Here is a 14383-nt window from a genome sequence, read left to right as displayed (position 1 = left end):
TGCAGTCGTTATTCGATCGCTACCCATTTGCGCCGCAGCAACAGCGCCACCGAGAGGATGGCAAAGGTCGCACAACCGGCCAATAGCCAAATGACCATCCGGTAATTTCCGGTAGTCTCCACCATGTTTCCGATCCGTTGCAGCACAAAGGAGGTGAACAGCGTTTCGCAGAATCCCACCAGCGCGGCAACGGCAGCCACTTGTCCCGGCAACACATCTTGTTTGAAAGCATGCTGGTTGGAAAGGCACGTTCCGAGGCCGAAAATGAAAACCGAAAAGATCAGTACGTTCAGCCACGGATTGCGGACGACGAACAACAGCAGTACGCTCATCATCAGCACGTATCCCGCCGTCATGACCGCTTTTCGGGCTTTCAGCACGGTGACGCCCCGGCCGGCAAGCCAGAAAACCACCGCCCCGCTGACCCACATGCCGACATCCTGGAACAGGTAGATAACGGTCAGTTTGTCGGCGAGCGCCTGATCGTAGCTCTGGTGCAGCTCCTGCGTGAAATAGGACGGAAGCCATTGCGTGCAGAAATAGAGGCACGGAACGATTCCGATTCCGACGGCAGTCACTCCCCAGAAAGCGGGTTTGCGGACGATCGCCCGCAAACTCGCCATCCAGGAGCCGAGATGTGCGGACCGTGCGCACCTTGCGGCACTGTTTTCGGCGCGATTGCGGTAGAGCAGGAGCCAGGGAATCAGCCACAGAAAACCGAGCAGTCCGGCGATCACGAAAGCGTAGCGCCAGGAGTATTCGGTCGAGAGCCAGATCGTGAATTTCGGTGCCGCCAGCGTCGCCAGAAAGGCGCCGCTGCTGAAGATTCCCGAAGCGAAAGTCCGCTCCCGGGCCGGGAAAATACGGGCGATGATCATCAGGCATATCGGGAAATTCACAGCCTCGAAAACCCCCAGAGCATAACGCATGGTCAGCAATCCCTCGTAGGAGCGGGCGAATCCGATCAGGACCGTGCAGAGGGACCATCCGACGACCATCGCCGCAAAGAACAGCCGGATGTTGCGGATGCGGTCCGTCAGAAATCCGACAAAGAGATGCGTTACGGCATACGTGGTGACAAAGGCGGCAAGCAGGTGCCCCCGTTCTCCGTTTCCCAGCCCGAACTCGCGTCCGATGGGTTCGATGGCGCAGCCCAATGTCTGGCGATCGAAATAGTTGATAAAGGTCACCAGAAACAGCGTGGCCAGAACCCACCATCTTCGTGTGCCGTATGCACTCTCCCGTCCAAGGTCCCGCATCGTATTGCGTTTTAGTTTCCGAAAGTATTCATTAGACTGATGATGTATCTCTTCAGGTTTTCGAAATGCGCTTTCATGGCCGCCTGAGCCACTTCGGGTTCGCGGTGAATGACCGCGTGCCCGACTCGCAGATGCTCTTTTACGGAACGTTCGAGATGACCCGTAATGGCGCTCATGCCGACCCGGATCCGGTGCCACTGCGCATTGAGGTTTTCGATGATAGTCCGGGCCCGGTTGTTCCGGGCCATGTGGTAGAGATGATCGTGAAACCTTTTGTCCAGCTCCAGCCATTTTTCCAGCGAAATGGCATCCGCATCCTCCGGCGTCATCTGCGAATCAACACCGCCCGTATAGCGCTCCATTTCCGAAACGATCGCCTCCATCTGCTCCATATCCGCCTCGTTTTCCGACTGAGCGGCCTGGCTGGCGATCATTCCTTCGATCACCATCTTGAGGTCGAAGAGTTGCTTTATGTCGTCTGCCGTGAGGTAATAGACCCGTCTTTTGCGATCCGAGTTGATGATAAATCCCTCGCCCTCCAGCCTTTTGAGTGCTTCGCGGATCGGAGTACGCCCTACGCCGTACATCTCGGATAGGTCGTGTTCCGAAATCACGAGCCCCGGTTTGAGCGCTCCCGAGGTAATTCCGTTCAGGATGGCGTTATACGCCTCTTCCCCCGAATTCACTTTTCGAAGCACCTTTTTTTCTTTCATTGCAGTCATAATCGTACTGTTAAATTAATACTGAAAATCGGACGATCGCCATACAATTCATGCCTCTTTTGCTATACAAAATTAGCGCGACCATGCTGCAAAATTAATAAAAAAGCCTGTTAAACAAAACATTCGAAGACCTCGGCAAGGGTATTCGCATTCCCGACATTCCCCGGAAAAACCACGTAATCCACTCCCGTAAATCCCTCGTCTGAATCGATCCTCCATACGGGTACCCCGTCGGCGATCTGTCCCAGCACGGTCGCCCGGGAAATTCCCAGACCGTTACGGGCTACCGTATAGGAGGTAATCCCGCCTTTGGATACGATAAATCTGGGTGCCGTGGTCAAACCCCTGAAAACACCATCTACAAAAGATGCGATCTTCGCTCCGTTATGTTGTCTGTCGGCCGCACTGCCGGACAAGGCACAGGTACGGCTCGTATAAACCACACACGAACGACACGCGAGTTCCCGGTTCAGCCGTTCGGTCAACTCCCGCCCGTACGATTCCGCCGTACGGGCCAACACGCGTTCGACCTCGATTTCAATAGGGCATAAGTCGCTGCGCCGCAACAGAACCTCGAGCTGTGCGGTCGTCTTGGCGGTATAGGATCCCACCACGACGATACCGGGCCGCGCACTTTTCTGCGGGCGATACGGAGCCGCTGCGCGTTGGCCGAGACGCACCCGCACCATCGAGGCGGCCGTGCGGTAGACGAAACGCTTTCCGGCATCTTCGGCCTTGCGGATTGCCGCATCGACCGTTTCCATGTCGGCATAATTGAGCGCATTGACCACAACGGGTGTGAACCCGGAAATGGTCATCAGCTTTTCGAGGACGGCATCCACTCCGCGGCGAATCGACTCCGTGCGGAGCGATACGGTTCGCTCGGCCCGAAAAGAGCCCTCGGTGACCTGCTCGAGCCACTGCGGAAGCGCCGCATGCGTATATCCGAACACGGCGTCGCGGGCGAACTCGGTCTCGGTCACCGGCACCAACCCCGCGGAGGTTCCGACGCAATGCACATCGTCGACCGTATACCGCCCGCCTTCGAAAAATGCCGGGCAGAGAAGCAGACCGTCGAACGGGCCGAATTTCGCCACCAGCGGCTCCAGTTCCGGCAGCAAGTGCCCCCGAAGCGTCGAGTCGCCCCGGCTCATGAGGACCAGCCGGTAACGCCCGTCGTTGGCGCGGTTGAGGTTCCCGGCGATTGCGCGTGAAACCTCACGGGCTTCGTCGGCCGTCATCGCCCGGGTATTGGTCAGGATGAAGAATGCTCCGTACCGCGCCAACGCCTCCCGAATCGACGCTTCGTCCCAGACCAGGAGAACGGGAACGTCCCGGACGGTCTGGCATCCGGTGGGGTCGTCGTCGATAATTACGATTCTCGTTTCCATCATCAACGGCTATCTTCGGGCAAGCACCTCTCCGGCACGGCGGAAGCCCGTTTCACCGCTGTTCAACACGGGAATACCGAACTCCCTGAGGGGGTCCGGATAGCTGAACGAGAAAACGGCCATCGACAACTGGGCCAAGACCACCACATCGACGGGTCCCCGCTGCTGTTCGGAACGGATGGTTTGGGCAATGCGCCGGTTGTGCTCCTCGATGCGCCCGTCGCCCAGCAGTTCGAATGCCTCCTCGATGGTCGCTCCGGCGAACGAAACGGTACGGCCCATGCGTGCTGCGGTCTCCTCCAGCAACATCCGCGTGCTCTCGACCGTCGGACCGTGCGTGGCGACGATCAGAATCCGTCCGTCGGCGGCCACGGCCTCCTCCATCATCGCTTCGTCGATCTGGACGACGGGAACGCCGAAAGGCTGCATGATCTCCTGAACGCGCGTATAGGCCCGGTTCATCGTCGAACACGAGATGAGAATCGCATCGACCGCATACAGCTCGTACAGATCGCGCGCATACCGGCAGAAACAGTCGACATTGATTGCGGGAGGCACGGGTTCCCGCCGCTGGTGAGCCGCCATGAAATTGAGCTGCACGGCTTCGTTTCCCACGTTGACGATCTTCACGCCGGGGAGCATGCGGTGTCCGAACCAGTCGCTCCAGAGCGTCACCCAGCTGGAACCGTTGATAACACCCAGCCTCTTGCCCTGCAATCGCGGGTCGGCTGCTTCGCCGAAAGTAAGACGGGGCGTTCCCACCACGCGCATGTAGTCCGAAAAGAGTCGAATCGGGTCCATTGCCTGCTTATTTTAGGAGTTGTTTTATCCGGTCCGCAATATCGTCCGAGGTCATGCGATAATGTGCCATCAGGTCGTTCACGTGACCGGTATGGATAAAATCTTCGGGATCGGTCCCGACTGGGACCACGGGTACGGCACATCCCCGCCGCACGAGCGTTTCCGCCACCAGGGAGAACAATCCCCCGCTCGTGCAGTGATTTTCACAGGTTGCGATCGCCCCCACCTTTCCCGCCAGGTCGTGCAGCAGCTCCCGGTCGAAAGGCTTCAGCGAGGGATGATGGTCGACACGCACCCGGATCCCCTGCTTCGCCAGTTTCGCGGCGGCCAGCTTCGCGGGCGCGAGCATGTAACCCGTGCAGACGATCCCGGCGTCGGTGCCGTATTCCGCCGCCGTAACACCCTTGCCGATGCGGAATTCATAACCCGGGAACACCTCGTTTTCCGCGACGTTGCACCGCACGACCCGCAGGTAAAAGGGTCCGGTCGTATCCGCTGCCGCCTGAAACACCTGGCGCATCTCCTCGTTGCAGGAGGGCTCTATCACCGTCAGGTTCGGCACGCGCAACAGAAATCCCAGCTCCTTGTCGCTTTGGTGCGTGGCGCCGGCTTTTCCCGTAAACAACCCGGCGTAAGCCCCGATCAGCTTGACATTCAGATCGCTGTAAGCGACCGAAACGTAAATCTGGTCCATGCAGCGGCGCGAAAAGGCATCGAACGTACACGCAAAGGGGACCAGTCCCTCCTGGCTCATGCCTGCGGCGATCGCCACCATGTTTTGCTCGGCAATGCCGACTTTTACCAGTTTCTCCGGGTGGAAATGCTCGAAGATATGAATTCCCGTGCTGCTGCGCAAATCCGCGTCGACCACCCGGATGTCGGGATTCCGGTCCGCCATGTCGGCCAGCGTCCAGCCCATCCGATACCGCATTTCGCGGGTTTTATTCCTGTCCGGAATATGAAATTGTGCCATTGTTCCTCTCTTTATGCCTGGTTGTCCTTTACCGCGTCGGGATTCTCGTGCAGCGGAGCCGCAATCTCGATTTCATCGACGAGCCGTTCGACGAAACGACGGGGAATGCCCAGTCTCCGACCGCTGCCTTCCCACATCTCGAACAGCCAGCCGGCGGCCTGCTCGACGCTTCGCGGAGCGCTCGTGTGCCAATTGGTGTTGAAATGGCACGTATCGACCGAGTAACCCTTGATCGTATTGAGCAGGACCGCCTGCGGACGCCCGCGCCGGTTGGTGCGCAGCCGGTTGAACACGGTCACGATCTCATCGATATTGTGCCCGTTTGCGATTTCGAACACATCCAGATTGAATGCCCGCAGTTTGTCGACCAGCGGTTCGAGCGCCATGTCGTCCTTGACAAATCCCTTTGCCTGGACCTTGTTGTAGTCGATCACGAAGACCAGATTATCCAGCCCGTAATGCCCGGCCGCCATGAAAGCCTCCCAAACGGAGCCCTCGTCGCACTCCCCGTCGCCCAACAGCGCATAGACCGTCCGGTTGTTGTGATCGGGTCCCGCTTGCCGGATCGCCAGCGCGCGGCCGACCGCAACACCGGGAATCTGCCCCAGCGAACCGCCGGATATTTCGATCCCCGGTGTCCTCTTCCGGTCGGGATGGCTCTCCAGATGTGAACCCCAGGTGCCGTAACCTTTCAGCCACTCCATTGGGAAATATCCAAATAGCCCGAGTGTTGCATACAATCCGGGACAGGCATGGCATTTCGAAAGGTAAAAAACATCCCGGAATGCCCAGTCCGGATTTTGCGGATCGTGCCGCAGGATGTAGTTGTAGAGCGTTGCGAGAAATTCGGCCTCGGAGAAAGAGCCGCCCGGATGCCCCAGGGAGCCGCAGGTCATGGAGTAGACCGCCAGATTGCGGATCAGGTATGCGGCGCTTTCACAACCGAGCAGCAATCCCTCGTATTGTGCATGATAGGGGAGCGCTGCGTGGAATGTCCGGGAGTCGGCTCGAAAGGGGCTCCACAACGTGTCTATTTCAGTTTTTAAATCCATGTGTTAAAAATTATATACAAATATATGCTATATTTGCATACAATACAAATATTTTTCATACCTTTATAGCACGATCGAACGATATAGTGAAAAATAAGGGCGCAAAAACAGGGTGCTATATATATAAGGTATAAAACCTCGAACCGATAAAAGAATACAACCAGATGAAAAATCGCATGCATTATCTGCCGGCAGATTCCTAAGAGAGACAACTGACCTCCAAAACAAAAAACACTAACCTTTCAAAAACAAGCCTATGAATTGTAAATCGCCAACTCCTATTTTGGCAAGGGCGGCAAGAACTTTCACGCTTTTGGCGATTGCCCTGCTGTCGGCAGTGCCGGCTATCCGCGCACAGGGGGCGCGGGAGATAACGGGTGTGGTTCTTGACACCGAGGGAGCCCCTCTGATCGGTGCAACCGTTCTGCTCAAAGACGGGACAAAGGTGCTCAAGGGCATGGTTACCGACACCGGGGGAGCTTTCCGGACAGAAGCGCAGCCGGACAATACGCTCGAGGTCTCCTATGTCGGTTATGTCACCGCGACCCGCAGGGTGGGAACCGCAACCCGGTTCAAGATCGTTCTCGAATCCGACTCCCAGCTGGTCGGAGAGGTCGTCGTTGTCGGTTACGGCGCTCAGAAAAAGGAGACGCTGACCGGATCTGTCGCCGTCGTCAAGAGCGCTGCGATCATCGAATCGCCCACCTCGAATATCAGCAACGCGCTCGTAGGCCGCATCCCGGGTGTTTCCTCCGTGCAGTCGAGCGGCGAGCCGGGCGACAACCAGTCGACGCTCCGCATCCGCGGTGTGGCTACGCTGAACTCCGATGGACAGGACCCGCTGATCGTCATTGACGGCGTGCAGTCGACCGTGGAAGCGATGAACACGCTCGATCCGAACGAAATCCAGAGCATCAGCGTGTTGAAAGACGCCTCGGCAACGGCGGTCTACGGCGTCAAGGGTGCCAACGGCGTAGCGATAATCACGACCAAACGCGGCAGCTCGGGAGCACCGCGCATCAACCTCTCCTATCGGTTCGGCGTCACGGAACTGTCGTCGAAACTCAAAATGCTCGACTCCTATCGCTACGCGCTGCTGCGCAACGAGGCGATCGCCAACGACGGCGACATCTCGAAGAACCAGTACCTGTTCGACAAATACGAACTGTGGAAATTCCAGGCCAACCGGGACTACACCCCCGACGAGGTCGATGCGATGAACCTGACAGCCGAACAAAAGGCCGCGCTGAACAACCGCCCCGGCCTTTACTACCGCAGCGACGACTGGTTCGACAAGCAGTTCGGGGGCGCAGCGCCCCAGCACCAGTTCAATATCAACATCTCGGGCGGCAGCGAGCGGCTCAAGTATTTTGCATCGGTCGGTTACCTGGAGCAGGAGGGGCTGTTCGACAACGCCAAGTACCAGAATGTCGACAACAACTCGAATTACAGCCGTTACAATTTCCGGTCGAACGTAGACATCGACGTCGCCAAAACGCTGAAACTCTCGGTAGACATCGGCGGTTCGATCCAGAACAGCCGCGGTATTCTCGGCAAGGACGGCGACATCACCTCCGCGACAAGCCGTCACAAGCAGATGCTGATCCAGATATTGAGCGGTTCGCCTTTTGTCGGGCCTGGCATGCTCGACGGGAAACTGGTCGAGGAGTATGTCAAGGCGCTCAATCCGCTGGACGGCCGCGGAACCGGCTATGCGCCCACTCCCTACCTGATCAACAGTTCGCTGCTCGACACCCGGACGACGGACATCAGTTCGACGATCCGGCTGCGGCATACGATGGATTACCTGACGCGCGGACTGAGTGTTACGGGCACCGTATCCTACAACGACACCCACCGAAAAAGCCGCATCGAAACCAGACACCCCCAACGGTACAAGGTCGGCAGGAACCCCGAGGACCCGAACGAAATTCTCTTTTTCGGCGGTACGACATCGCCCACCGACGTCAAGGACAATCAGAATGCGTACAACAACAAACGCAACAGTTTCTACCTGGAGCTCAAGGCCGAATACAACCGTACGTTCGGACGTCACACCGTGTCGGCCCTCCTGCTCTACAACGCCCAGCAGCAGCGCAATCCCGGCCTGGCTTTCCACGTGCCCTCGGGCATGATCGGTTCGGCCGGACGCATCACCTATTCCTACGACAACCGCTATTTCGCCGAGTTCAATGCCGGCTACAACGGTTCGGAGAACTTTCCCGAGGGCAAACGGTTCGGTTTCTTTCCGGCCTACTCGGTGGGGTGGATCGTGACCAACGAAAAGTTCTTTCCCCAAAACGACTGGCTGACTTTCCTGAAAATCCGCGCATCCTACGGCGAGGTCGGCAACGACAAGATCGGCGGCAACCGGTTCCTCTATCTTCCGAGCACCTGGGAGTACCTCGAGGGCATGGCCAACGGAAACGGCGGCTATTTCGGTCCGTCCGACGGGTCGGCACTGCCGATCTACTACGCCGGAGCCCGGGAGAGCCGCCTGGGTAATCCGGATGTTACCTGGGAACGGGCCCGGAAGACGAATGTCGGAGTGGATGTTCGTTTCTTCAGGGACCGCCTCTCGGTCGTCGCCGACTATTTCAACGAAGACCGGCGCGACATTCTCTGGAGTTACGGCTCGACCCCCGGCTTCGTCGGAGCGACACCTCCCTACGGCAACATCGGCAAGATGAATAACAAGGGATACGAAATCCAGGTCACCTGGTCGGACAATATCTCCGAGTTCCGCTATACGATCGGTGCGGGCGTCTCTTACGCGATCAACAAGATCATCTACCAGGACGAGCCGTCGAACCCCTATCCGTGGATGAACAGCACCGGCTTCTCCTACGGGCAGTACAAGGGGTACCACACCGACGGGTTCTACAACAATGCGGATGAGGTCAACAACCGTCCCTACATCACCATGGACGGCAACAAGGTGCAGGCGGGCGACATCCGCTACATCGACCTGAACGGCGACGGCATCATCGACTCGCAGGACATGGCCCCCGTCGGGTACTCCAACCTGCCTCGGTATACGTTCAACGCCAACCTGGGGCTGGAGTACAAGGGTTTCTCGCTCTCTGCGCTCTTCACGGGGGCGATGGACGGCTCCATGCCGATCTCGTCGCACTACATGCTCAACCCCTTCTACATGCAGACCGGCTCGGCGCAGGTTTTCCATTATGCGGATCGCTGGACGCAGGAGAAAGCGGACCGGGGCATCGCCGCCAAATGGCCGCGCGCATCGCTTCGCAACGAAGACACCCAGAACGGAGCCATGAACGATCTTTACCTCCAGTCGACGGATTTCATCCGCTTGAAAAACCTCGAGATCGGATACACGTTCCGGGGCCGGCGGCTGAAAAAAATCGGCATTTCGAGCGTCAAGGTCTTTCTGAGCGGCAACAACCTCTACACCTGGTCGAACATGCTGCCCGGATACGACCCCGAGCAGGCCGACTCGGGCGGTGCCGCAGACGGCTACCTCTACCCGCCGACACGCAGCTACAACGTCGGCATCAACATTCAATTCTAACGCTAAAACGTCAGTTATGAGAAAAACATACATCACCCTGCTGATTGCGGTCTTGCTCGGCACGAGTTCCTGTCAGGACTACTTCCTCCAGAAACCCCGGGGCAACGACGTTACGGCCAAAGAGGTGTTCTCATCCAGGCAAAAGGCACTGTCGGCCATCGCACAGGCTTATTCGGAGGCGCTGCGCATCAACATCACGTTCCTCGAAAACGACGGCGGCAATCTCTACGGAATGACATCCGGCACATTGGCCCACATCTCGGGCGAGCTGAACGGGTTTCGCTACAACTGGTCGGACCCCGTGATCATTTCCGCCAGCGGCATGTCGGCCAGCGGTCCGTGGATCGATAATTTCACGTTCAACTACACGGCCATCCGCCGCTGTTATACGGTGATCGAGAACATCGGCGCCGTACCCGACATGAGCAACGAGGAGAAAGAGAGTGTCCGGGGCGAAATGTACGCTCTGATTGCTTACCGCTACTGCCGGATGCTGATCCAATACGGCGGCGTACCCCTCGTCAAAGGGATCGTGCCGTTCGACGCTTCGTCGATCGACCGTTCGTCGGTCAGGGAGGTGCTGGAATACATCGTCGACCTCTGCGACAACCAGGCGCTGCCGCGTCTGCCCGACAGACAGGCCGACGACATGAAAGGCCGTCTGACCAAGGGTGCCGCGCTCTCGATCAAGGCCCAGGCCTGTCTCTACTGCGCCCGCCCGCTCTTCAACACCGACATTCCCTACCTGAGCCTGGGCGGCGAAAACGACCGCCTGATCTGTATGGGCGAGCCATACACCGAAACACTTTGGGAGCAGGCCCGCGACGCGGCGCAGGCGGTCATCGACTGGGCCCTGACGGACAACCGGCACCGGATCGTCGACACGGGAAATCCGTTCGACGACTACGGGCGTGCCGTCGCGGCTCCCGACAGCGAGGAGGTGATCGTCTCGTGGCAAGCATTCAACGCCCGCCACTACGACCCGCGCCAGCAGGGCGGCGGCGCCAACAACATGAGTTACACGCAGCTTCTGCAATACTGCAAGCAGGACGGTACGGACCAAACATGGCCCGAAGGATTGGGCGAAAACGAATGGGCTTCGATCGACGAATACTCGACCCGGCTCGAAGAGATGGAGGCCCGCTACTGGGCCAGTGCCGTTCCGGGCGGTTACGACGCCCGCAACAATCCGGGTAGCCAGCCGTGGAAAGCGGATGCCATGGTCAATTACAGCACCTGGGAGGGCAAGGCGAACATCGAGCAATGCGGCCGCCGGTGCAAATTCTGGTACCATGCCGGCACCCGCACCTGGTTCAACTATCCCATCTACCGGCTGGCTTATTTCTACCTGGCGCTGGCCGAGGCCAAAAACGAACTGGGCGACGACGAAGGGGCCCGCCTGGCGCTGAACGTCACCCGCGGCCGCGCCGGATTGCCCGACATCGAACTCTCGGACCGGACGGCGCTGCGCAAAGCCATTCAGCGCGAATGGGCCGTGGAGTTCTTCGAGGAGAACCACCGGCTTTTCGACGTGAAGCACTGGAAACTCGAAGAGCTGGGCAGCGGCATCATCGGAGGCGACAAAAAGGGTTTTCAGTTCGATTACGTCTCTTCGACGGCTGGCAGTTACAGCCTCTCGAACTACAAGGGATTCAAAGTGGCGGTTTCCTACAAGGGATTCTGGTCTGACAACCAGTATCTCAATCCGTTCCCCACCAAAGAGGTCAACAAAGGGTATCTCGTACAGAATCCCGGCTATTAACCCACAACAAACAAATCTGCGAGACCATGACTATCGACAAGAAATACCTCTTCAAGGGGGCCTTATCGCTTCTGGTTGCAGCCCTCTGCTGCATCGGAACGGTTCGTGCCGGCGGGCAGAATGCGCCCGAAGCAGGCAAAAGCCGGGTGAAACAACCCGAACTCCTGTTCCGCACATCGGCCGGCCGGTCGACGGCCGCCATAGTGAGCATATCCGGCGACGAGGCGTACAAGACCCCGACCTCCAACCTGACCAATACGCTTTATGGCCTGCTGCCCGGACTTGCGGTGATGCAGGGAAGCGGACAACTCGGTTACGACATCGCCGCGATGACCATCCGCGGCAAGGGGACGTTCAACGAGAACGACTCTTTCACGGTTTTCGTCGACGGATTCGAGACCGATCCGTCGTTCGCCGCCACGCTGCTGCCCTCGGAGATCGACCGCGTTTACGTGCTCAAGGATGCGGCGGCGCTCTCGACTTTCGGCATGCGGGGTGCGAACGGCGTGCTGTGGATCGAAACCCGGCGCGGCGAAGCCGGAAGAATTAGCGTGGATCTGAACCTGCGCACCGGCTGGCAATCCCCCAAACTGCTCACCAAGCCGCTGGGATCGGCCCGGTACGCCGCCTACTACAACGAGGCCGTCAGCAACGACAACGGAAACGTCTGGACGCCCTATTACAGCCAGGAACAGATAGGCCGTTACCAGCTGGGGCAGGGGACCGACGTGGACTGGTACGACGAGGTGCTGAAGACGGCGGGCTCGTTCACCTCGACGGACGTCAGCGTAAGCGGCGGAAACGAGGCGATCCGCTTTTACACGATGCTGGGCTATATGAACAGCAACGGATTCTACGACGTGGACAGTGACGATACGCACTCGAACACCCGTTTCGACCAATATACGATCCGAACCAATCTGGATTTCACGGTATTCAAGATCTTCGACGGGAGGGTCGACATCGGCGGGCGGATGATCGACAACAAACGGCCGAACTATTCCGACGACCAGCTGTGGTACAACCTCTCATCCTATCCCAACAACATCTACAACGTCTACGACGGGCGCCCCGACGACGATCACTGGTCGGGCACGATGACGCACCCCGACAATCCGGCGGCCTCGGTACGCGGTCTGGGATACCGGTCGAACCGCGACCGGAGTTTCCAGGCGAACTTTTCGCTCCGGGAGCGGCTCGATTTCATCACCCCGGGGCTCTACCTGACCGAATCCGCTTCGTTCGCCGCCTGGACCCGCGGAACCTACAACATGGTGCGCAACTACACGCGATGGCACAACGGAACGGCGCAAACGGCCGATGTCAATTCGGACTACGCCCCCGAGGACGACCGCGGCACCAACCAGTGGTCGTGGAACCAGTTCCGGGTGCAGGCCGGTTACGACCGCACGTTCGGAGCCCACGGCCTGACCGCAGCGGTGAACTACGAACACTACCGCCGCTACGTGGATGCGGACATGAACGGCAATGCGGGCATCCAGACCACCTATGCACACCAGGCGGTCGGCGGACGTTTCAACTATTCGTACGACACACGCTACATCGCCGAATTCGGATTTTCGTACAGCGGATCGGACAATTACGCCGCGGGGAACCGCTTTCGCTTCTATCCCTCGGCATCCGCTGCGTGGATTGTCTCCAACGAGCGATTCCTCAAGCGCGCCAAGGCCGTCGATCTGCTCAAACTGCGTTTCTCGGTCGGCTCCTCAGGTTACGACTACTATGCCGGAGGCCGTTATCTCTACTACCAATATTACGTCGGCGGCACCTCTTTCCCGACCGGGAACGACGGAAACCCGACCTGGCAGCCCTCGCTCGTACCGGCCTATCTGGCCGATTCCGACCTGTCGTCGGAGCAGAGCCTGAAATACAATATCGGACTCGACGCCGGCTTTTTCAACTCACTGCAAATGAGTCTCGACCTGTTCCTCGACAAGCGCACCGGAATCGTCACCCGCGACAACTCCTACCCGGCCGGATTCGGCGTCGACCCGCCGTACCGCAATGTCGGAAAGGTGACCACCCGGGGCCTGGAACTCTCGCTGAGTTATGCCAAAAGTTTCGGCGATTTCTCGCTCCAGGTGGGCGGCATGCTCTCCTGTCTTAAAGACAGGATCGACTACATGGCCGAAATCCCGCCCGCATCGCCACGCGCAGCGGCGACGGGCAATCCGCTGGGCGCCGTTTTCGGTTATCAGGATGCCGGGTTCTACGACATTGCGGATTTCGACGAGACGGGCCAACTGCTCCCGACGCTCCCCAACCCGACTTTCGGGACCGTACAGCCGGGTGACATACGTTACGCGGATCAGAACGGCGACCTGATTATCGACGAACGGGACAAGGTGAAGATCAGCGACGGAGCCAATCCGAACCTTTATTACGCGGTCAACGCCCGGTTCGCCTATAAGGGATTCGATTTCGGATTCCTGCTCCAAGGCGTCGGCAGCCGCGAGATCGACCTGCTCGATGCTTCGAGCAAGGTGCTTGCGTTCCGCAACAACGGTACGATCCACGCCATTGCCGCGGACCGCTGGGCCTACTATCCCCAGCAGGGCATCGACACCCGCGGAATAGCCAAATACCCGCGTCTGACCACCGGCGACAACACGAACAACTACCAGCATTCGACACGCTGGATCGAGAACGGAAATTTCTTGACACTGCGCAACGTCGAGTTGGGCTATTCGCTGCCCGTCCGCATCGGGGCGAAGATCGGGCTTCGCAAACTGCGCATCTATATCAGTGGCGTGAACCTCCTGTCACTAAGCAAACTCCAACGCAAATACCGGATGGACCCCGAACGCATGACGGGTTATCCGGGCGTGAAATCGTACAACATCGGACTCAGCGTCGGATTCTAA

Annotated in this window: 9 protein-coding genes; 3 read left to right on the top strand and 6 right to left on the bottom strand. The window is 58.5% G+C overall.

The window, feature by feature from the left end; translation table 11 throughout:
* Positions 1-8 precede the first annotated feature (8 nt).
* The 6 genes from ACMQ11_RS04705 to ACMQ11_RS04680 form a co-directional block, all read right to left on the bottom strand.
* The gene (locus ACMQ11_RS04705) at positions 9-1259 is read right to left on the bottom strand and encodes an MFS transporter (RefSeq protein ID WP_418991583.1); all 1251 of its coding nucleotides are present in this window, start codon (positions 1257-1259) and stop codon (positions 9-11) included.
* Between the two features lie 11 nt (positions 1260-1270).
* Complete coding sequence (locus ACMQ11_RS04700) at positions 1271-1981, bottom strand: GntR family transcriptional regulator (RefSeq protein WP_418991581.1); 711 nt, start codon at positions 1979-1981, stop codon at positions 1271-1273.
* Between the two features lie 110 nt (positions 1982-2091).
* Positions 2092-3372 (bottom strand): four-carbon acid sugar kinase family protein, encoded by a 1281-nt coding sequence (locus ACMQ11_RS04695; RefSeq protein ID WP_418991578.1) that lies wholly within the window; start codon positions 3370-3372, stop codon positions 2092-2094.
* Positions 3373-3381: 9 nt separating this feature from the next.
* Entirely contained in the window at positions 3382-4173 is a 792-nt protein-coding gene (locus ACMQ11_RS04690) for an aspartate/glutamate racemase family protein (RefSeq protein WP_418991576.1), read from the bottom strand.
* 7 nt (positions 4174-4180) lie between these two features.
* The gene (locus ACMQ11_RS04685; RefSeq protein WP_418991574.1) at positions 4181-5146 is read right to left on the bottom strand and encodes a transketolase family protein; all 966 of its coding nucleotides are present in this window, start codon (positions 5144-5146) and stop codon (positions 4181-4183) included.
* A gap of 11 nt (positions 5147-5157) precedes the next feature.
* Complete coding sequence (locus tag ACMQ11_RS04680; RefSeq protein ID WP_418991572.1) at positions 5158-6198, bottom strand: transketolase; 1041 nt, start codon at positions 6196-6198, stop codon at positions 5158-5160.
* Positions 6199-6511: 313 nt separating this feature from the next.
* Between ACMQ11_RS04680 and ACMQ11_RS04675 the strand changes: the two genes are divergently transcribed.
* From ACMQ11_RS04675 to ACMQ11_RS04665, 3 genes are read left to right on the top strand one after another with little or no spacing between them, the layout of a single operon-like run.
* Positions 6512-9736 carry a SusC/RagA family TonB-linked outer membrane protein gene (locus ACMQ11_RS04675; protein ID WP_418991570.1) on the top strand — a complete coding sequence of 1075 codons (3225 nt, stop codon included), beginning with the start codon at positions 6512-6514 and terminating at the stop codon, positions 9734-9736.
* Between the two features lie 16 nt (positions 9737-9752).
* Positions 9753-11498, top strand: a complete 1746-nt coding sequence (locus tag ACMQ11_RS04670; protein ID WP_418991567.1) for a RagB/SusD family nutrient uptake outer membrane protein — start codon at positions 9753-9755, stop codon at positions 11496-11498.
* Positions 11499-11524: 26 nt separating this feature from the next.
* Entirely contained in the window at positions 11525-14383 is a 2859-nt protein-coding gene (locus ACMQ11_RS04665) for a SusC/RagA family TonB-linked outer membrane protein (protein WP_418991565.1), read from the top strand.

This window comes from Alistipes sp. (genome assembly GCF_048465575.1).
In the GTDB taxonomy this organism is placed as follows: Bacteria; Bacteroidota; Bacteroidia; order Bacteroidales; family Rikenellaceae; genus Alistipes.
The sequence above is the reverse complement of the archived record's forward strand: the minus strand, read 5'-3'. Positions and strand labels throughout refer to the sequence as shown.